Raw genomic sequence first — 17,359 nt, forward strand, 5'->3', positions numbered from 1 at the left:
GCCAGGCATCAAACCCCACTCAGTGATGCGTGCGTGAAGCCCTCGTATGCGCCGCCTTTTTCGCGGCCGCCGAGCGCCCTGCCGCGCCCTTCGTCGCCGCTGCCTTCTTTGCCGCGGCAGAACGGCTGGCCGCCGGACGTTTGGCCGCCGCCGACCTCGTCTGCTTCGACAGCGCCGCGCGCGACGCGCCCGCGCTCCCTTCCCGCTTCAACGCATCGGTAGACGCGCGTGAGCGTTTCGCCGTCGACTCCGTGCTCGTCTTCGCAGTGCTCTTGCGCTGACCGGCGGCGTTATCCGTCGCGGCTTTCTTGCGCGTCGCCGCGCTCGCCGTGCCCTTCTTGGGCGATTTCACGGCGACGCCGGCACGGCGTGCTTCCGAGAGGCCGATCGCGATCGCCTGTCTGGCCGACCTGACGCCGTGCTGGCCGGCACGCACCTTGTCGACCTGTTCCTTGACGAATTCCCCGGCCTGGGTACTCGACGCCTTGCCGGCGCGTTTGTCGGCCGCGGCTCGCTTGAGGGTTTTCTGTTCAGGCATGACGATCCTCCTGTTGATGGTGACCTTTGTCATGCAGCAACGGCCGTGCCGCAAGCGCGGCAGCCCTGAATCGTCGTGAATCTCGATGAAAGTTGCCCGCCAGGGCTCGCGCCGGCCGAATGGACGGCGTATGGTGTCAGCAAGGGTTGGCGCCGTGGTCCGACCCGCGGGAGACGCTCATGAAGATACCGACCGTTCGTGCAGGCGCGCATATTGAAGGCGTGCATTGGATCGCCGAGTACGCGGAAGACGTTCACGAGATCCGCGTGTTTCGCGAGGGACAGGAGGTGGACGTGCATAACGCGCCGTCCACCCTGTTCGGCGATGAAGAGAATGCGGGCTCCAAAAGCACCGCGGATCATCGCGCGGTCGAAGCCGCCGTGCTCGCTTATCTGAAACGTTTTGTGATCGAGCACGACGCCGAAGAGTAGCGGCGCATGACGGCCGCCGCACTCAACCTCAGTCAGCCGGCCGCAGCTTCTTGACCTCCGCATCCGACGGCTGAACGCTCGCGCCGTCGATATACCGGTACGACGTCATCACGCCCTTGCCGTCCTTCAAGCCCGTCACGCCGACATACGCGCCCATGGTCGACTGATTGTCCTGCGCGCGGTAGGTGATCGGCCCGAACGGCGTGTCCACGCCGAGTCCCTTGAACGCGGCGGCGAGCTTATCCGGATCGACCGAGCCGGCCTTCTTGATGCCGTCCGCAATCGACATCAACGCCGAATATCCCACCACCGAACCCAACCGCGGATAGTCGTGATACTTGGCCTGATAGGCGTCGACGAACTTCTTGTTGGCCGCCGTATCGATCGAATACCACGGGTAGCCGGTCACGATCCAGCCGGTCGGCGCTTCCGCACCCAACGGGTCCAGATAGTCCGGTTCGCCCGTCAGCAACGACACCACGCTGCGATCCTTGAAGAGTCCGCGCGTATTGCCCTCGCGCACGAACTTGCCGAGATCGGCGCCGAACAGCACGTTGAAAATCGCATCCGGCTTCGCATCGGCGATTGCCTGAGTGACCGCGCCCGCGTCGACGTTGCCGAGCGGCGTGGCCTGTTCGACAACGAACTGCACATCAGGCTGCGCGGCCGTCAGCAGTTTCTTGAAAGTCGCCACCGCCGACTGGCCGTACTCGTAGTTCGGATACACCAGCGCCCAGCGCTTCTTCTTCAGCTTGACCGCTTCCGGCACCAGCATCGCCACCTGCATATACGTGGAAGGACGCAGACGGTACGTGTATTTGTTGCCGTCGGCCCAGACGATCTTGTCCGTCAGCGGTTCGGCGGCGAGGAAGAAAATCTTCTTCTGCTTCGCGAAGTCGGTCAACGCAAGGCCCGTGTTCGACAGGAAGCCGCCGAACAGCAACTGCACCTGCTCGCGCGCGATCAATTCCTGCGCCACGCGAATCGTGTCGCCCGGGTTGCCGTTGTCGTCGCGCGACACGACTTCGAGTTGTTTGCCGAGCACGCCGCCCGCCGCATTCACCTGGTCGAGCGCGAGATTCCAGCCGTTCTTGTAAGGCCCGAGAAAGGCGGGTTGCGCCTTGTAGCTGTTGATTTCACCGATCTTGATCGTCTGCTGGGCGCTCGCGCTCAGCGCGGCGAGCGACAGCAGCGTCGGCACCATGAGGCGAGAGAGGAATCCTGCGCGCGTGGTCATGCGTTTCTCCGTTATCAAAAGGATTGCGGGAATACGGGTCGTTGTTATCGAACATTCAAGCAAGCATTCAAGCAAACGTTCACTCGGCCGGCGGCGTCGCGCGAATTCGTGCGACGCTCGTCGCCACGTCCTGCCAGGCCGGCTTGCCACCGGCGAATTGCTGCCGCAGATAAGACACGAGTTCGCTTACCTGGGCGTCGTTGAAACTGTCGCGGTAAGCCGGCATCGTACCGAGTTCGGGCCGTGCAGGCGAGCCGATGCCGTCGAGAATCACGCGAATCAGGTTATCAGGCGTTGCGCTGTGCAGATTCGTGTTAAGCGCGAGCGACGGATGCGCGCCGAACAGTTGCGGCCCGCTACCGGTGTGATGGCACGCGGCGCATGCGCCGTCGAAAAGCCGTGCGCCGAGACCCACGGGCGCGCCGGTGATCGCACTGGCCTGTTCGTATTGACGCGCCACCGCGACCGGATCGGCGTTCGGCTCCAACGGATTGAGCGACGCCAGATAGGTGGCCATCGCGCGAATATCGCTGTCCGGCAGCGCCGCCAGATCGCCGACGACCGGCGCCATCGGCCCAGCCGCGACGCCGTGCAGCGGCGCGTGACCGTAGCGCAGATAGCTGAACAATTCGTCTTCGCCCCACGGCACCGGCGCGGTGGAGAGCGTCGATAGCGCGGGCGCTTCCCAACCTTCGGCGATGCCGCCGCCCATGAACGCCGCACCGCTTTTCTCGGCGCCGAATGCGTTGCGCGGCGTATGACAGGCGCTGCAATGGCCGAGTCCGTTCACCAGATAAGCGCCGCGATTCCACTGCGCGCTTTGCGTCGCGCTCGCGGTGTAAGTCGTGCGACCGAGAAACAGCGCGTTCCATGCGCTCATCAGCGGACGCACGCTAAACGGATACGGCAGTTTCGTTTCCGGCGGACGCGAGCGGACTGGCGTTTGTGCCATCAGATATGCGTAGAGCGCTTTGAGATCGTCGTCGGAGGTGTTCTGGAACGACGTGTACGGAAACACCGGATAGAGCCGATGACCATCGCGGCTAATGCCTTGCCGCATCGCGCGGACAAACGCCTCCAGCGACCAGTTGCCGATCCCCGTCTGACCGTCGGGCGTGAGGTTGGTGCTGTAGACCGTGCCGAACGGCGTATCGAGCGGTTTGCCGCCGGCGTTCGGCACGCCGTTGTGCGCGGTGTGGCACACCGCGCAATTGCCGAGCGCGGCAAGCAGTTTGCCGCGCGCCACGAGCTCGGGCGCGAACGCGCTCGCGAGCGGCGGCGCGATCGGTGCAATGGCAGCCGGCGCGAGCGACAACGCGCCGAGCCAGCCGACCGCGCCCGCGGCGAATGCGCCGAGAAAGCCCAGGCGCCAGCGCTTTTTCTTACGTGCCCTGGCGTCTTCGGCTTGCGCATCGGCGAGCGCCGCGCGGATCGTCTCCGGCGTGAACGGCGGCCGGCGAAAACGCACGCCCGTCGCGTCGTACAACGCGTTGGCAATCGCCGCCGCGCCGGGCAGCGACGCGGATTCGCCCGCGCCCATCGGCGGCTCGCCGTGACGCGGCATCATCACCACGTCGATCACCGGCACTTCACGAAACGTGAGGATCGGATACGCGCCCCACTCCTGGCTCGTCACCGCGTTCCCGCCGAACGTCACGCGTTCTTTCAACGCGCGGCTGGTCGCCTGGATCACGTTGCCGTGAATCTGATGACGCACGCCGTCCGGATTGACCATCGTGCCGGTATCCTGGCCGACCACCACGCGCGTCACCGCGAGTTCGCCGCTCTTGCGATTCACTTCGATGTCGGCGACCCACGCGGACCACGCCGCGCCGAAGCCGGGGAATTTGCTGTGTACGTAGCGGGCGTAAGCGAAACCGCGGCCTCGGGCGATGTCGCCTTGTTCTTGGGTCGCCGCATTTTCAGCCGGGTTTTCAGACGCGTTGCGCGGTTCCCAGCCCGCTTTCTCAGCCACGGCTTTGACCAGATCGATCGCACGCGGATCGGTGAGATGCTGCAATCGAAACGCGACCGGATCGACGCCGGCCTGTTCCGCGAGTTCGTCGATAAAGGACTCGTGCGCGAACGTATTCGGCAACGCGGACACGCCACGTAGCCACGACGCCCGCACGATCGGCGGCATGTCGTCGCAGACGATCCGCATGGCGCGATAGTCGTACGGCGGCACGGCCGTGCGGTCGCCCATTTCGAACACCTGCGGCTGCGCGGAGATCGTGCCGGTTAGCAACAGCGCCAAAGTTGGCGCGTCGTTCGATGGATAACGCGTCGCGAAGTCGTACGCCGCCAATTCGCCTTGCGCGTTCAACGCGCCGCGCACGTCCATCAATTGCGCGGCGCCCTTCGGCTCCCACGCATGCTCGTCTTCGCGCGATAGTTGCACGCGCACCGGACTGCCGGTGGCGCGCGAGAGCAACGCGGCGTCGGCGGCGACGTCGTCCGCGCAATTGCGGCCGTAGCAACCGGCCGCCTCCATTCGCACGATCTCGATGTGCGCTTCGTCCATGGCCATCAGCAGCGCAAGATCGGCGCGCAGCGAATGCGGATTCTGCGTGCCCGACCAAACCTTCAGCGCACCCTCGCGATAGTCAGCCACCGCGCACGACGGACCAATCGATGCATGCATCTGAAACGGCCATACGTACGTGCGTTCCAGCACGCGAGCCGGGTCTTGCGCGAGCGCGGCGTCCACGTCGCCCTCGATCACCAGATCGCGCCGTTTAGCCGGATTCGCGCGCAACGCGGCTTCCACCTGCTCGCTGGTATCGAGCGGCGGCAAACCTTCCACGGCTTTCCAGCGCACGTCGAACCGCTTCACCGCTTGCTGCGCGACTTCCTCGCGCTCCGCCACGATGCCGACAAAATCGCGAATCACCACCACCTTGACGATGCCGGGCAAATCGCTAAGCGAGTTCTCGTCGACCTGCAGCAGGCTATTGCCCATGAAGTCGCCCTGCGCGATACCGGCATAGGGCGGGCGCACCACGCGACCGTGCAGCATGCCCGGCAGGCGCACGTCATGCACGAAACTCAATTCGCCGGTCGCCTTCGCGGGAATATCGACACGCGGTGTACTCTTGCCGACAATCTTGTAGGCGTCGGGGGATTTCAACGGCGCGTCGGTGGCGAGTTGCAGCTCGACGCGTTTTCCGCCGACCAGGTCGGCATAGCTCACGCAGCCTTTTGCTCTGGCGTCGTCGCCGCGCTGAAAGACCACACCGTCGCGCACATCGAGCTGCGCCACATCAATGTTCAAGCGTTCGGCCGCTTCCTTCAGCAGATAGTGCCGCGCCTGCGCCGCCGCGTGCCGCAACGGCACGGCGGAAATCTGAATCGTGGCGCTGGCAATCGTCGGCCCCTGATTCGGCGCTTCGCCCGTATGACCGAGCACGATCGACACGCGCGTCAGCGGCACATCCAGTTCTTCCGCGACGATCTGCGCGAGCGCCGTGCCGATGCCGGTGCCCAGGTCCACGTGTCCATTGAACGCGACGACGCTGCCGTCGTCGCGCACCACGAGAAACATCTCCGCCTCGGTCGGCACGAACGACGAGCGCGATCCCGGCTGACCGATGGCCGCCCTCACCGGCGCCAGCGGCGGCCGCGTGACGATCAGCACACTGCGCGCGTCATACAACTGCTGACGCGAAGGCGGTGCGGCGCGTCGATCGACGCTGAAATCCGGCCCGGTCATGCGCGCACGCCCTCGTGCACCGCCGATTGCGCGGCGGGCTGCGCGGCCAGCAACTCGGCGGCACGCTGCACCGCGCGCACGATCTCGACATGCGTGCCGCAGCGGCACAGATTGCGCGAGAGCTCGCGGCGAATCGTTTCGACGCTCGGATGCGGATCGCGATCGAGCAAGGCCTTCGCCGTCATGATCATGCCGTTCAGGCAATAGCCGCACTGCGCGGCCTGTTCTTCGATAAACGCCTGCTGCACGGGATGCAGCGCCGTGCGTGTGCCGAGTCCTTCGAGCGTGGTGATTTCGCGGCCCAACGCGACTCTCGCGGTAGTGACGCAAGCACGCGTCGGCACGCCGTCGAGCAGGACCGTGCAGGCGCCGCATTCGCCGAGACCGCAGCCGAATTTCGGCCCGTTCAGCGCGAGGTCGTTGCGCAGCAGGTACAACAACGGCGTGTCCGCCGCCGCGGCGACGAGATGCGTCGCGCCGTTCACGTTCAGCGTCAGCGGCGCGTGGCGGTTCATGACCGTGCAGGCCGGGCGGAGCGGCGCGCGCTCACAGCACCACCGGTACTTCAGTGGCTGGCGGCGTGTTGCGGCTGCGCCGGCAACGGATCAAGCCGTCGATCATCACCATGCCGACGCCGGGAATATCGCCCAGCTGCACGCTTTCGAGCAGCGTGTCGGCGGCCGTGTGTTGCGCGCGGTCCATGAACACGAGATCGGCGGGGCGGCCCACTTCGATCAACCCCTGACGCAGATTGCGCTGCCGCGCGGTGTTGCCGGTCGCGAAGCAGAAGGCGATTTCCGCGGGCACGTCGGCCAGACTCGAAATCAGCGCGATCATCCGCAGAATGCCGAGCGGTTGCACGCCGGAACCGGCCGGACTATCGGTGCCGAGAATAATGCGGTGCGGGCACTTCAATTCGATCGCATGACGCGCGGTCAGCAATGCGATCCGTTCGTTGCCGTTGTGGACGATCTCCAGCGCGCGGCTCGATTGCTCGCACAAATCGCACACGTGTCGATAAGACAGCGACGTATGGCCGCCGTTGACGTGGCCGATCACGTCGGCGTCGGCCGCGAGCACCACGTCGCGATCGATCAGCCCCGAGCCGGGAATCGACGGACCGCCAGTATGGATCGTGCTTTGAATGCCGTATTTGCGCGCCCACGCCACCATCTGCGCGGCTTCCTCGCCACCCTTCACGCTGCCGAGTCCGACTTCGCCGAGCAGCTTCACGCCCGCTTCCGAGAGCTCCTTGAAGTCTTCCTCGACCATGCCCTTCTCGATCACCGGCGCGCCTGCCATGACCTTCACGCCGCCGCCGACACCCGCGCCGCGCATGCCTTCGAACGAGCGTTGCGCGGTAATGGCCAGCGCCTTCACACCGACGATGTCCTTCGGGCGGCCGGGCAAATGCACTTCGCCGGCCGAGATCATGGTCGTGACGCCGCCGTTCAGATTCGATTCGATCCAACCCATCTGATTCTGGCGCGGCGTCCAGTCGCCGAATACCGGATGCACGTGCGAGTCGATCAGGCCCGGCGCGACCGTGGTGCCTTTGCAATCGACCGTGGTCCGCGCGCCTTCGAGGTCGCAGTCTTTCTCCCGGCCAATCGCGACGATCACGCCGTCGTCGATCACCAGCGTGTCCGCGTCGAGAATCGGCTGATCGATGTCACCGGATAGCAGCAGCCCGATGTTCGTTACCGCGACCTTGCCCGACAAGCCTGTCAACGTCTCTGCTGCCATCTGCCTCTCCTTTCGCAACGACTGCCGGGCGTCGGGAACGTGCCTGAAGTGCTTTTCAGGCCACTCGCCGCGCCGATGGAATCACACACTCATGCATTACACGCTCAAGTAAGCGCGCCTCACGGTCTCGTTCTGCGCGAGTTCGCCGATCGTGCCGCTAAACCGGATCTGCCCTTTTTCAAGCACATACGCGCGGTCGCTGACCAGCTCGGCGAAATGCAGGTTCTGTTCGGACAACAGAATCGACAGCCCTTCGCGCTTGAGTTCGAGAATCATGTTCGCCATCTGTTCGACGATTACCGGCGCGACGCCTTCGGACGGCTCGTCGAGCAAGACCAGATACGGATTGCCCATCAGCGTGCGCGATACGGTCAGCATCTGCTGCTCGCCGCCGCTCATCTGGCCGCCTGGACGGCGCGGCATTTCGCCGAGATTGGGAAACAGGCGGAACAGTTTTTCCGGCGTCCATTGCGGCGCGCCGTCGCGCGGCGGCTGACGGCCGGTGGCCAGGTTCTCCATCACCGTCAGATCGGCGAACACGCGACGGTCTTCGGGAACGAAGCCCATGCCCATGCGAGCAATCTTGTACGACGGCAGCGCGGAGATGTTCTGGCCACGAAACGTGACCTCGCCCTGACGGCGCGGCAGCAGACCCATGACCGCTTTCATCGTGGTCGATTTGCCGGCGCCGTTGCGACCCATCAGCGCGACGACTTCGCCGCGGCCGACCTCGATACCGACGTCGAACAGAATATGCGCGCGGCCGTAGAACGCGTTGAGGCCGGTGACTTTCAGCATCGGCTCGCTCATTGCAGCGCTCCTTGTCCCGGCCGGCCGGCCGCCGTTTCATGCAAGGGCGCGCGCGGCTGGAACGTTTTGCCGGTGCCGAAATAGACTTCCTGCACGCGGGTGTCGTTGCGGATCGTTTCAGCGTCGCCCTCGGCGATCAGCTTGCCGCGCGCGAGCACGATCATGCGGTCGGCGTAGGCGAACACCACGTCCATGCTGTGCTCGGTGAACAGCACGCCGATTTGGTGTTCGGTGACGAGACGCTTGGTCAGGGCCATCAACTCGTTGCGCTCCTTCGGCGCCATGCCGGCGGTGGGTTCGTCCATCAGCAGCAACCTGGGGCGGTTGGCGAGCGCAATGGCGAGTTCGACGCGCTTCACGTCGCCATACGCGAGCACGCCGCAAGCGCGCTGAGCGTCGGCAGTCATGCCGACCTGGTCGAGCAGCGCGAGCGCGTCGTCGGCATAGCGCGCGCTCGCGGGCTTCCACAGGCCGAAGGTCTTGCGCTCGCGCGAGACCAGCGCCATCTGCACGTTTTCCAGCACGGTCATCGAATTGAAGGTCGCGGCGATCTGAAACGTGCGCCCAACACCCAGACGCCAGATGTCGCGCGGACGCATGCCGACCAGTTCCTGACCGTCCAGCCGGATCGATCCGGACGAAGGCGGCAACTGTCCGTTGACCATGTTGAAACAGGTGGACTTGCCGGCGCCGTTCGGGCCGAGCAGGGCCAGCAATTGGCCGGCTTCGAGATCGAAGGAGACGTCGTCGACCGCCTTCAGACCGCCGAACGATTTGCAGAGACCGGAGACGCGCAGCAAGCTCATAGCCCCTCCTTGATCGCCGCCGTGCGTTGCGCGGGTTCGACGGCGCGGCTGTCGGCGTTGTCGACGGTGTCGTCGCCGAAGCGCTCGCGAATAAAGCCGACGATCCCCTGCGGAAACGCAATCACCAGCAGCAGAATCGTGAGGCCCAGCAGCGCCTGCCAATAATCGGTCTGCCGCGCCACGGTGTCCTGCAGCCACGTGAAAACAGCCGCGCCGACAATCGGGCCGGTCAGCGTCTGCAAGCCGCCGAGCAGCACCATCACGAGGCCATCCACCGAGCGGCTCACGCTGATCACTTCCGGCGAGATCGTCCCTTTGGAGAAGGCATAAAGCGAACCGGCCAGCCCGCAGAACAGCGACGCGATCACGAAAGCCGCCCACTGCACGCGCTTGACGTCGATGCCGATCGCCTCGGCGCGCAGCACGGAATCGCGCGACGCGCGCATCGCGTAACCGAGCGGCGAGAACAGCATCTTGCGCAACAGCCACACGCCGATCACGGCGCACACCAGCGTCAGGTAGTAAAACGCCACTGGTGACGACAACCAGTTCGACGGCCATAAGCCGAGAACACCGTTGCTGCCGCCAGTCACATCGTCCCACTGGAAGACGACCGACCAGACGATCTGCGCGAACGCGAGCGTCAGCATCGCGAGATAGACGCCGGAGAGCCGCACGCAGAACCAGCCGAACACCAACGCGCCGCCCACCGCGAGCAGCGGGCCGAGCAGCAGCGCGGCTTCCATCGGCAGGTTCAGCACCTTGAGGAATAGCGCTGCGCCGTAGGCGCCGAGTCCGAAGTAAGCGGCGTGGCCGAACGAATGCATGCCGCCGGGGCCCATGATGAAATGCAGGCTCGTGGCGAACAGCACGGCGATCAGAATCTCGACCAGCAGCACCGGCATATAGGGGAAAGCGTTCGCGGCGAGCGGCGCCAGCACGAGAACCAGCAACGCAAGCGCGGCCAGCCATTTGAGGCGTTTGCCCGCCGGACGCAGCGGTGTTTCCGGCGCGGCCATGCCGCGCACCGCAGCCGTTGCGCGACCCAGCAAGCCCCACGGACGCACCACCAGCACCACCGCCATCACGACGAACTCGGCGACCAGCGTGAAGCGGCTCAACGACACGCCGACGCCGAAAATCGTCACATGCCCAATGCCAATGCACAGCGCCTTGATCTCCGCGATGATCAACGCGGCGACGAACGCGCCCGGAATCGACCCCATGCCGCCGACCACCACCACGACGAACGCGTTGCCGATCGTCTCCAGATCCAGCGACAGATTCGCCGACATGCGCGGCCCTTGCAGCGCGCCGCCCAATCCGGCCAGAAACGCGCCGACGAAAAACACGCCGGTAAACAGCCACGCCTGATTGATGCCGAGCGCGCCGAGCATTTCGCGATCCTGCGTCGCGGCTCGCACCAGCGTGCCCCAACGCGTGCGCGTCAATGCATACCAAAGCAGCAGCAACACCACGGGTCCGATCACGATCAATGCGATGTCGTATGTCGGCAGCGGATGACCGAGGAATTCGACCGCACCCGCCAGATGCGGCGCACGCGGTCCGAACAGATCTTCCGGTCCCCATAGCCACAACGCGGCATCGCGAAAGATCAGCACCAGCGCGAAGGTGGCCAGCAGATGGAACAGTTCAGGCGCCTGATAGATACGCCGCAGCACGATCATTTCGACCAGCGCGCCGAGCACTGCGACCACCAGCGCGGCCGCCAGCACGGACAGCCAGAAACCCCCAGTGGTATGGCCGAAACGGCTCGCGATGCTGTACGCGACATAAATGCCGAACATATAGAACGAGCCGTGCGCAAAGTTGACGATGCGCGTCACGCCGAAGATCAACGACAAACCGGCGGCGACCAGAAACAGCGTCGACGCGTCGGCGAGTCCATTGACCAGCTGTACCAGCAAATTCGAAAGCATCGCGACCCTCGGCAAATAACCGAATGCTAACTCAGCGCAAACCGTCTTCGCCCTTGATCTCGCTCGCCTGCAAGCCGCCGATGCGCGGCAGCGGCCGGCCCGAGGCCGTCACCGCGACGGCCACGACGATCTCGTGCGCGCGCGGCGCGTCCGACACGCGCGCTTCGATCGCGTCGAAATGGCTGCGCACGAAGGCGGCGTCTTTGTGACCGAGCGGCACGTCGATCGCGGTGCCGAGCGTACCCATTTTTTTCGCCGACGGCACCAGCGCCGCGCCCTTTTCGACTGCCACCCGCAGCGGCGCGCCGAGCTTGGGGTGGAGGATCGCCGCGGCGTGCTCCAGTTCGCCCGCCTCGCCCACGATCGCGGCTTTGCCGTAACTTTGCGCGTCGCCCGGTGCGATGCCCAGCGCTTCGACGCACTTGTTGCCGAGCAACGCGCCGAGTTCTTCGCCGGCTTCGATCAACGCATCGAGTTTCGCCTCGTAGCGGCCCGAGTACGGATTGTCGATCACCGCCATGGCGACCGCGCGGCGCGTGGGCGGATCGATCGTCTGGCCCATTTCAATGCGTGTTTCGTCCACCTGCACGACCAGCTTGCGAAGCTTGATTGCCATTTCGCTCTCCGAGTTTCAATGCCTGCTTTGCTTTCTTGCCGATGCGTCCGGTCCGGCCGTCGCTTCAGCGCAAACCGTCCTTGCCCACGATCGCCTCTTTCGCAAGACCGCCGACGCGCGCATGCACACGCTGCCCGGTGCTCATCGCGAGGATGTACACCAGCTCGTCGGCGGCGGGCGCGCCGGGCACGCGCACTTCGATCGCGTCGAAGTGACTACGCACATAGCTCGCATTGACGTGCGTGAGCGGCACGTCGAGCGCGGTGGACGGCGCGCCGACTTTCTTGGTGGACGGCACGATTGCGTTAGTCGGCACGCCGTTTTTTTCGAGCAGCTCGCGCATCGCATAGCCGCCTGGAACATGCCACAGCGCGCCATGCTCGAGTTCGCCGCGCGCGCCGACAATCGCGCCCTTGCCGTAGCTTTCAATCGACGCATGCGGCACCGCCATCGCCGCCAGCAACCGCTGCGCCATATCGAAGCCGATCGGTTTCAGCGCTTCCATGGCGTGCTCGATGGTCGCTTCGTAGCGGCCGGCGAATGGATTCGTCATCACCGCGGCAATCGCGCCGCGCCTGAGCGGCTGCGCAGGCGCGGGACCGAATTCGTGAAAGATATCTTCGACGTGCGTCAGCACGCGGCGTATTTCGAACACGGAGCCTCCTGGTTCATCTGGGCGCGCTGGGTGAGCAACGCGCCGGTACGTGTGTCCTCGTGAATACCGGCGACGCGCACCCGTCCTTGCAGGAACAGTGCGGCGCCTTCTATCAAGCCTTGTTCGCGCAGACGTCGCGCGGTTTCGACGCCACGCGCCATCGCGAAATCGATCAACGGTTGCGGTAACGCGGGGACGTCGACGGTAACGAGCAGGTCGCCGAGATCGCTATCGTCTTTCAACGACGACGCCGGACGGCGCACGATGCCTGCGTGGTCGAGATTCACTGCGTTGGCGATGATCGTTGCGGCGGCGTCGGCCGTGGCCGCTTCGCGCGCGAGCACGGTCACGCTGTCGGCAATGCCCAGGCTGAAACTGCGGCCGCGCCATCCGCTGGTTGCGATGCCGCGAATCGGATGCGCGGCATCGAGCGTCAGGTTGGCGTCGAGTGCCTGATCGTTCGAGAGTCTTGCGTCCGACAACTGCGCGATGTCCGCGAACACGCCTACGCGGTATTGCTGTCCGTCGGTCAAATACAGCGCGATGTCGCCGCCGTTGTTGATATAGGCGCGGGCGATACCTTGACGTGCGAATGCGGTGATCAATTCGTCGGCGACGCTGCCGGCCACGGCCGCCATCGGCGTGATGTAGCGCGCGCGATGTGGATGGCAGGCGGACCACATGCGGCGAGCAACGGCGCCTTTCGGACCATCGTCACTCAACGACGCTTGATGCTTCACCGGTTGCCGAAGCAGCGGTAGTTCAGCCACCAGTTCCGGCAATACGTCGACAAAGCGCGCCCAACACGCGTCATAAGCGGCTTGCAGCGCCGCGGGTTCGCCGTCGGCGTCGAGGATCAGATCGATCGGCCCGTGCTGCCAGTGCCAGCGGGTCACATCGAGTGGGGTGCGGGTGGGGGTCATCGCGTTCGCCGTCCTGGTCGCATGGGTCGCTTTCGTCGCTTTCTTCGTTCGTCACGTGAGCCGGTTAGCCGAGCATCGGCGGCATGGACGGCGGCCACGGATTGTCGGGATTACGCGCCAGAGTCCGGCGCGCGAGCGGCGCGCCTTCCGTATGGTCCGGCCCGTTCGCCAGCACACTCTCCAGCGAACGCACCGCGTCGAGATGACCGCCGAGGTCGCGATACGCGTCGTACGTCATAGTGAACTCAATCGGCGCAACGAGCGCGGGCGTCGGCACCGTGCCGAACGAATGGTCGGGCATACGCGAGACATCCACCATGACGGTGATGCCGCCACCCGGCCACACATAAGCCGGCGCGCCGCCGCAGGTCACGTTGACGAGCTTCCGTTTGATCGCGCGCGTGAGCAGCACCGGATTCTCGGTCGCGCCCGCGCGCAGACTGCCGCCCGCGCCGCCGATAAACAGCACGCTGGCGAGCGACGGCTCGCAGTTCTCGCCAATCCGTTCGACCGTGCGGCGCACTGCCTCCGGCATGGCTGCGATACGCGGCACGAGATCGTGATCGAGTTCGTACCACTGCGCGTGTTCGCCGGTCGTCGACACCATCAGCAGGCGCATGCCCGGCTTCGCGACAGCCGGGTCGAAACCTTCGACAATCGCCAGCGGATCGTGAATGTCGGTGCCGCCCCAACCGGTGCCGGGATTCGCCACCTGAAAATAACGGCCCGGCGTCGATTTACGTCCGCGAATCTTCAGACCCGAGCGCGCCATGCCGAGACAGCGGCCCGCCTGATGTTCCGTCAACACGCCGGTAATGTGATCGTCGACCACCACGACTTCATCGACGTGATCGAACCACTGTTTCGCGAAAATACCGATGGTGGCCGAACCGCAACCCACTCGCATGCGCTGCTCTTCGACACCGTCCACGATCGGCGCGGCGCCCGCGCGAATCACCAGACTCGCGCCGCCGTCGATCGTAAATTCCACCGCTTGCTTGTTGCCGAGCGCGAGCATCATGTCGCAGGTCACGCGGCCTTCTTTCTTGCTGCCGCCGGTCAGATGATGCACCCCGCCGAGGCTCAGCATTTGCGAGCCGTATTCCGCAGTCGTGACGTGGCCGACAATCTCGCCCTGGCAACGCACATTCGATTGCTCAGGGCCGAGAAAGCGGTCGGTGTCGATCTTCACCTTGAAGCTGCAGTAGCTGAAAATCCCTTCGGTGACGACGGTGATCATATCGACGTCGTCGAGTTTCGACGCGACGATAAACGGCGCGGGCTTGTAGTCGGGATACGTGGAAGATGCGCCGATACCGGTGACGAACAACGACGGGTCGGCCACCGGATCTTGCGTTGAAGACGTTGCACCAAATTCGACCGTGGTATCGGCGGCGTTGGCGGCGCTGGCGTTGAGACTGGCGGCATCCGCACGCGACAGAAACACCACCGGATCGACGCGAATCAATCTTCCCTGCGCATTCGCATACCGATCGCATGCGCCGGTGCGGCCCTCGGATATCTGACAAAGCACCGGGCAGGCATTGCACTCGATCTTGTTCGTCGCCATGCGCTCGCTGCGCGGCGCGGCTTTTTCGAGCACGGTGGGACCGGGCGTCGACGCGGTTTCACCGTCGACGCGCTCGGCACCGAAATCGACCTTCGTATGTTCTGTCATGGCGGGGTTTCCATACGACGACATTACAATCGGTCCTGCTCCGGCTGACGAATAGCCCCTGTTTCAAGGCGTTTTCGTGTGCTTCGCCGCTTTCCATGTTGCGATCACTCACCGTTCGTGTAGTATCCGCTACACCAAACTCGTTAGAAATCTACTCGATCAAATTAGTCTGCGCAACGTGTTTCCCGGCGTTCACTTCAATGGTGCAACGCGACATCGGGGCGTAGCATGCCGTTCAACGTGACGCTAACAAAGAGAGCCGAGACTGCCATGAGTCCCACTGCCGCCCGCAAACCGGGCGCTACCGGTATCCGTGCGAAGCAGGCGCAAGATACGCGCGCCAAGATCCTCAAAGCGGCCATCAAGGTCTTCGCGAAGCAAGGCTATGCCAGCGGCCGGATCGAGAGTATTTCGAAGGCCGCGCGTTCGCACGACCGCATGATTTACTACTACTTCGGCAGCAAGGAACAGCTGTTCGTCGAAGTGTTGGAAACGATCTACACGCAGTTCAACGAGGCGGAAAGCCAACTCCATCTCGATCTGGACGATCCCGTGCATGGTCTCGAACAGATGGTGGAATTCGTCTGGCAGTATTACCTCGATCATCCCGAGTTCGTCACGCTGCTGTCGAGCGAGAATCTGCATCAAGGCAAGCATGCGAAGAAGTCGCTCAAGCTGAAAGAGATTTCGGGCTATGCGATTTCTGTCGTGCAACAGTTACTGGATGCGGGTAAGGTGCAACAGGTGTTTCGCGCCGACGTCGCCGCGCGCGACGTGTATCTGATGATCGCGTCGCTCGGCTATTTTTATAACGCCAACCAGTACACGTTGGGCGCGTTTCTCGGCGAACCGCTCATGGACAAGGCGGCGCTCGCGCATTGGCGCGAGGTTATCAAAGACACGGTGTTGCGCGCGGTGCGTTTGGAATTGCCGGCGAGCGCGGCAACTTCGGCAGCGGTGTCGACGTCAGCGGGGGCCACTTCCGCTGCGGAGAATGAGCGCGAACGCGGCGCCGCATAAAAAACGCACGCCGTTTGACCGGCGCGCGTTTCGTTTCTTCACAGCGTGGCAACGTGCCGCGTTAAGGCGCAGTCGCCGCCGCGTCGTCTTCGCGGAACAGTTTATCGGCGAGATGGAACGCCGAGTTCGCTGCCGGCACGCCGCAATAAATCGCGGTTTGCAACAGCACTTCCTTGATCTGCTCGCGCGTCACGCCATTGTTCTTCGCGGCGCGCAGGTGCAACGCCAGCTCTTCGCTGCGATTGAGCGCGACCATCATCGCGATGGTCAGCAGGCTGCGCGTGTGACGCGGCAAGCCCTCGCGCGTCCAGATTTCGCCCCACGCGTAGCGCGTGATCAGGTTCTGGAATTCTTCCGTCAACTCCGTGCGGTTCGCCAGCGAACGATCGACGTGCGCGCTACCCAGCACCGCGCGGCGCACGTCGAGTCCCGCTTCGTAGCGATCTTCGTCGTTCATTTCGCCTCCGTCAGAAAGTCGAGCACGGTCTTCGTGAACGCGTCGGCTTGCTCGATGTTGGAAATGTGCGAGGCGTCCAGTTCGACATAACGCGCGCCCGGAATCGACGCCGCCAACTCGCGGCCTTGCGCCGGCGTGGCGGCAAGATCGTGCGTGCCGCTGATCACCAGCGTAGGCAGTTTGATGCCGGCGGTTTCGGGGCGCAGATCGGTGGCGTCGATCGCATCGCAATTCGAGGCGTAGCCTTCCTTGTCGGTGTGCACGAAGACGTCGCGGATCATGGCGAGCACGACCGGCTCGCGCTCGATGTACTCCGCCGTGAACCAGCGCGGCAAGACCGCGTCGGCGAGGGCGAGCATGCCTTCGCTGCGCGCTCTCGCGGCACGCGGCACCCACACTTCCGGCGAGCCGATGCGCGCCGCCGTATTGCACAGCACGACGCGCTCGAACCGGTCCGCGTGACGCGCGGCCAACGCGACGCCGGTCAGGCCGCCCATCGACAGTCCGCAAAAATTCGCGCGAGCGATCTTCAGCGTGTCCATCAGGCCGAGCACGTCGCCGGTCAACTGGTCGATCGTGTAGGGACCCTTCGGCGCCTCGGAATGTCCGTGGCCGCGCGTGTCGTAGCGCAGCACGCGAAACTGCCGGGACAGCGCCGCAACCTGCGGCGTCCACATGGACAGATCGCTGCCGAGCGAATTCGACAGCACGATCCACGGCGCGTTGCCGTGACGGTCGCCGTCGATTCGATAGTGAAGCTCGGTGCCGTTGACTGCGGCGTAAGGCATGC

General features: G+C 64.5%; 16 protein-coding genes. 2 read left to right on the forward strand and 14 right to left on the reverse strand.

Annotation, left to right across the window (positions count from 1 at the left end; all coding sequences use genetic code 11):
- Positions 1–19 precede the first annotated feature (19 nt).
- Complete coding sequence (locus tag GGD40_RS25455) at positions 20–538, reverse strand: DUF6496 domain-containing protein (protein ID WP_179711996.1); 519 nt, start codon at positions 536–538, stop codon at positions 20–22.
- Between the two features lie 179 nt (positions 539–717).
- Here GGD40_RS25455 and GGD40_RS25460 point away from each other — a divergent pair, with 179 nt between their 5' ends.
- Positions 718–969 carry a hypothetical protein gene (locus GGD40_RS25460; RefSeq protein ID WP_007178046.1) on the forward strand — a complete coding sequence of 84 codons (252 nt, stop codon included), beginning with the start codon at positions 718–720 and terminating at the stop codon, positions 967–969.
- 28 nt (positions 970–997) lie between these two features.
- On the opposite strand, the gene GGD40_RS25465 is transcribed toward GGD40_RS25460, so the two are convergent.
- The 11 genes from GGD40_RS25465 to GGD40_RS25515 all read right to left on the reverse strand — a co-directional run bounded on the left by GGD40_RS25465 (position 998) and on the right by GGD40_RS25515 (position 15,092).
- A complete protein-coding gene (locus tag GGD40_RS25465) occupies positions 998–2,206 on the reverse strand; it encodes an ABC transporter substrate-binding protein (protein ID WP_179745503.1) in 1,209 nt (402 codons plus the stop codon).
- A 79-nt stretch (positions 2,207–2,285) separates the two neighbouring features.
- Positions 2,286–5,918: a molybdopterin cofactor-binding domain-containing protein gene (locus GGD40_RS25470; RefSeq protein ID WP_179745504.1), complete on the reverse strand. Its 3,633-nt coding sequence runs from the start codon at positions 5,916–5,918 to the stop codon at positions 2,286–2,288.
- Positions 5,915–6,433: a (2Fe-2S)-binding protein gene (locus GGD40_RS25475; RefSeq protein WP_179745505.1), complete on the reverse strand. Its 519-nt coding sequence runs from the start codon at positions 6,431–6,433 to the stop codon at positions 5,915–5,917. Before GGD40_RS25475 ends, GGD40_RS25470 begins: the two co-directional genes overlap by 4 nt.
- Before the next feature lie 31 nt (positions 6,434–6,464).
- Complete coding sequence (locus GGD40_RS25480; protein WP_179711988.1) at positions 6,465–7,664, reverse strand: amidohydrolase family protein; 1,200 nt, start codon at positions 7,662–7,664, stop codon at positions 6,465–6,467.
- 96 nt (positions 7,665–7,760) lie between these two features.
- Positions 7,761–8,474 (reverse strand): ABC transporter ATP-binding protein, encoded by a 714-nt coding sequence (locus tag GGD40_RS25485; protein WP_179711979.1) that lies wholly within the window; start codon positions 8,472–8,474, stop codon positions 7,761–7,763.
- Positions 8,471–9,280 carry an ABC transporter ATP-binding protein gene (locus tag GGD40_RS25490; RefSeq protein ID WP_179745506.1) on the reverse strand — a complete coding sequence of 270 codons (810 nt, stop codon included), beginning with the start codon at positions 9,278–9,280 and terminating at the stop codon, positions 8,471–8,473. Before GGD40_RS25490 ends, GGD40_RS25485 begins: the two co-directional genes overlap by 4 nt.
- Complete coding sequence (locus GGD40_RS25495) at positions 9,277–11,220, reverse strand: ABC transporter permease (protein ID WP_179745507.1); 1,944 nt, start codon at positions 11,218–11,220, stop codon at positions 9,277–9,279. Before GGD40_RS25495 ends, GGD40_RS25490 begins: the two co-directional genes overlap by 4 nt.
- A 31-nt stretch (positions 11,221–11,251) precedes the next feature.
- Complete coding sequence (locus tag GGD40_RS25500; RefSeq protein WP_179745508.1) at positions 11,252–11,836, reverse strand: amino acid synthesis family protein; 585 nt, start codon at positions 11,834–11,836, stop codon at positions 11,252–11,254.
- 64 nt (positions 11,837–11,900) lie between these two features.
- Positions 11,901–12,491, reverse strand: a complete 591-nt coding sequence (locus GGD40_RS25505; protein WP_179745509.1) for an amino acid synthesis family protein — start codon at positions 12,489–12,491, stop codon at positions 11,901–11,903.
- Positions 12,467–13,414 carry a UPF0280 family protein gene (locus tag GGD40_RS25510; protein WP_179745510.1) on the reverse strand — a complete coding sequence of 316 codons (948 nt, stop codon included), beginning with the start codon at positions 13,412–13,414 and terminating at the stop codon, positions 12,467–12,469. Before GGD40_RS25510 ends, GGD40_RS25505 begins: the two co-directional genes overlap by 25 nt.
- Positions 13,415–13,478: 64 nt before the next feature.
- Positions 13,479–15,092, reverse strand: coding sequence for a 6-hydroxynicotinate reductase (locus GGD40_RS25515; RefSeq protein ID WP_179745511.1), 1,614 nt, complete (start codon positions 15,090–15,092; stop codon positions 13,479–13,481).
- Between the two features lie 270 nt (positions 15,093–15,362).
- Here GGD40_RS25515 and GGD40_RS25520 point away from each other — a divergent pair, with 270 nt between their 5' ends.
- On the forward strand, positions 15,363–16,112 hold the full coding sequence (locus GGD40_RS25520; RefSeq protein ID WP_179745512.1) for a TetR family transcriptional regulator: 750 nt from the start codon (positions 15,363–15,365) through the stop codon (positions 16,110–16,112).
- A 61-nt stretch (positions 16,113–16,173) separates the two neighbouring features.
- On the opposite strand, the gene pcaC is transcribed toward GGD40_RS25520, so the two are convergent.
- A complete protein-coding gene (gene pcaC / locus GGD40_RS25525) occupies positions 16,174–16,569 on the reverse strand; it encodes a 4-carboxymuconolactone decarboxylase (RefSeq protein WP_179711965.1) in 396 nt (131 codons plus the stop codon).
- Positions 16,566–17,357, reverse strand: coding sequence for a 3-oxoadipate enol-lactonase (gene pcaD, locus GGD40_RS25530; protein WP_179745513.1), 792 nt, complete (start codon positions 17,355–17,357; stop codon positions 16,566–16,568). Before pcaD ends, pcaC begins: the two co-directional genes overlap by 4 nt.
- Between the last annotated feature and the right edge of the window lie 2 nt (positions 17,358–17,359).

Origin of the sequence: Paraburkholderia bryophila (genome assembly GCF_013409255.1) — a bacterium.
Classification (GTDB): Bacteria; Pseudomonadota; Gammaproteobacteria; order Burkholderiales; family Burkholderiaceae; genus Paraburkholderia.

What these genes read in the sequence shown, in the direction of transcription:
- GGD40_RS25455 (WP_179711996.1), bottom strand. Translation starts at nt 538, where the DNA reads ATGCCTGAACAGAAAACCCTCAAGCGAGCCGCGGCCGACAAACGCGCC.
- GGD40_RS25460 (WP_007178046.1), top strand. Translation starts at nt 718, where the DNA reads ATGAAGATACCGACCGTTCGTGCAGGCGCGCATATTGAAGGCGTGCAT.
- GGD40_RS25465 (WP_179745503.1), bottom strand. Translation starts at nt 2,206, where the DNA reads ATGACCACGCGCGCAGGATTCCTCTCTCGCCTCATGGTGCCGACGCTG.
- GGD40_RS25470 (WP_179745504.1), bottom strand. Translation starts at nt 5,918, where the DNA reads ATGACCGGGCCGGATTTCAGCGTCGATCGACGCGCCGCACCGCCTTCG.
- GGD40_RS25475 (WP_179745505.1), bottom strand. Translation starts at nt 6,433, where the DNA reads ATGAACCGCCACGCGCCGCTGACGCTGAACGTGAACGGCGCGACGCAT.
- GGD40_RS25480 (WP_179711988.1), bottom strand. Translation starts at nt 7,664, where the DNA reads ATGGCAGCAGAGACGTTGACAGGCTTGTCGGGCAAGGTCGCGGTAACG.
- GGD40_RS25485 (WP_179711979.1), bottom strand. Translation starts at nt 8,474, where the DNA reads ATGAGCGAGCCGATGCTGAAAGTCACCGGCCTCAACGCGTTCTACGGC.
- GGD40_RS25490 (WP_179745506.1), bottom strand. Translation starts at nt 9,280, where the DNA reads ATGAGCTTGCTGCGCGTCTCCGGTCTCTGCAAATCGTTCGGCGGTCTG.
- GGD40_RS25495 (WP_179745507.1), bottom strand. Translation starts at nt 11,220, where the DNA reads ATGCTTTCGAATTTGCTGGTACAGCTGGTCAATGGACTCGCCGACGCG.
- GGD40_RS25500 (WP_179745508.1), bottom strand. Translation starts at nt 11,836, where the DNA reads ATGGCAATCAAGCTTCGCAAGCTGGTCGTGCAGGTGGACGAAACACGC.
- GGD40_RS25510 (WP_179745510.1), bottom strand. Translation starts at nt 13,414, where the DNA reads ATGACCCCCACCCGCACCCCACTCGATGTGACCCGCTGGCACTGGCAG.
- GGD40_RS25515 (WP_179745511.1), bottom strand. Translation starts at nt 15,092, where the DNA reads ATGACAGAACATACGAAGGTCGATTTCGGTGCCGAGCGCGTCGACGGT.
- GGD40_RS25520 (WP_179745512.1), top strand. Translation starts at nt 15,363, where the DNA reads ATGAGTCCCACTGCCGCCCGCAAACCGGGCGCTACCGGTATCCGTGCG.
- pcaC (WP_179711965.1), bottom strand. Translation starts at nt 16,569, where the DNA reads ATGAACGACGAAGATCGCTACGAAGCGGGACTCGACGTGCGCCGCGCG.
- pcaD (WP_179745513.1), bottom strand. Translation starts at nt 17,357, where the DNA reads ATGCCTTACGCCGCAGTCAACGGCACCGAGCTTCACTATCGAATCGAC.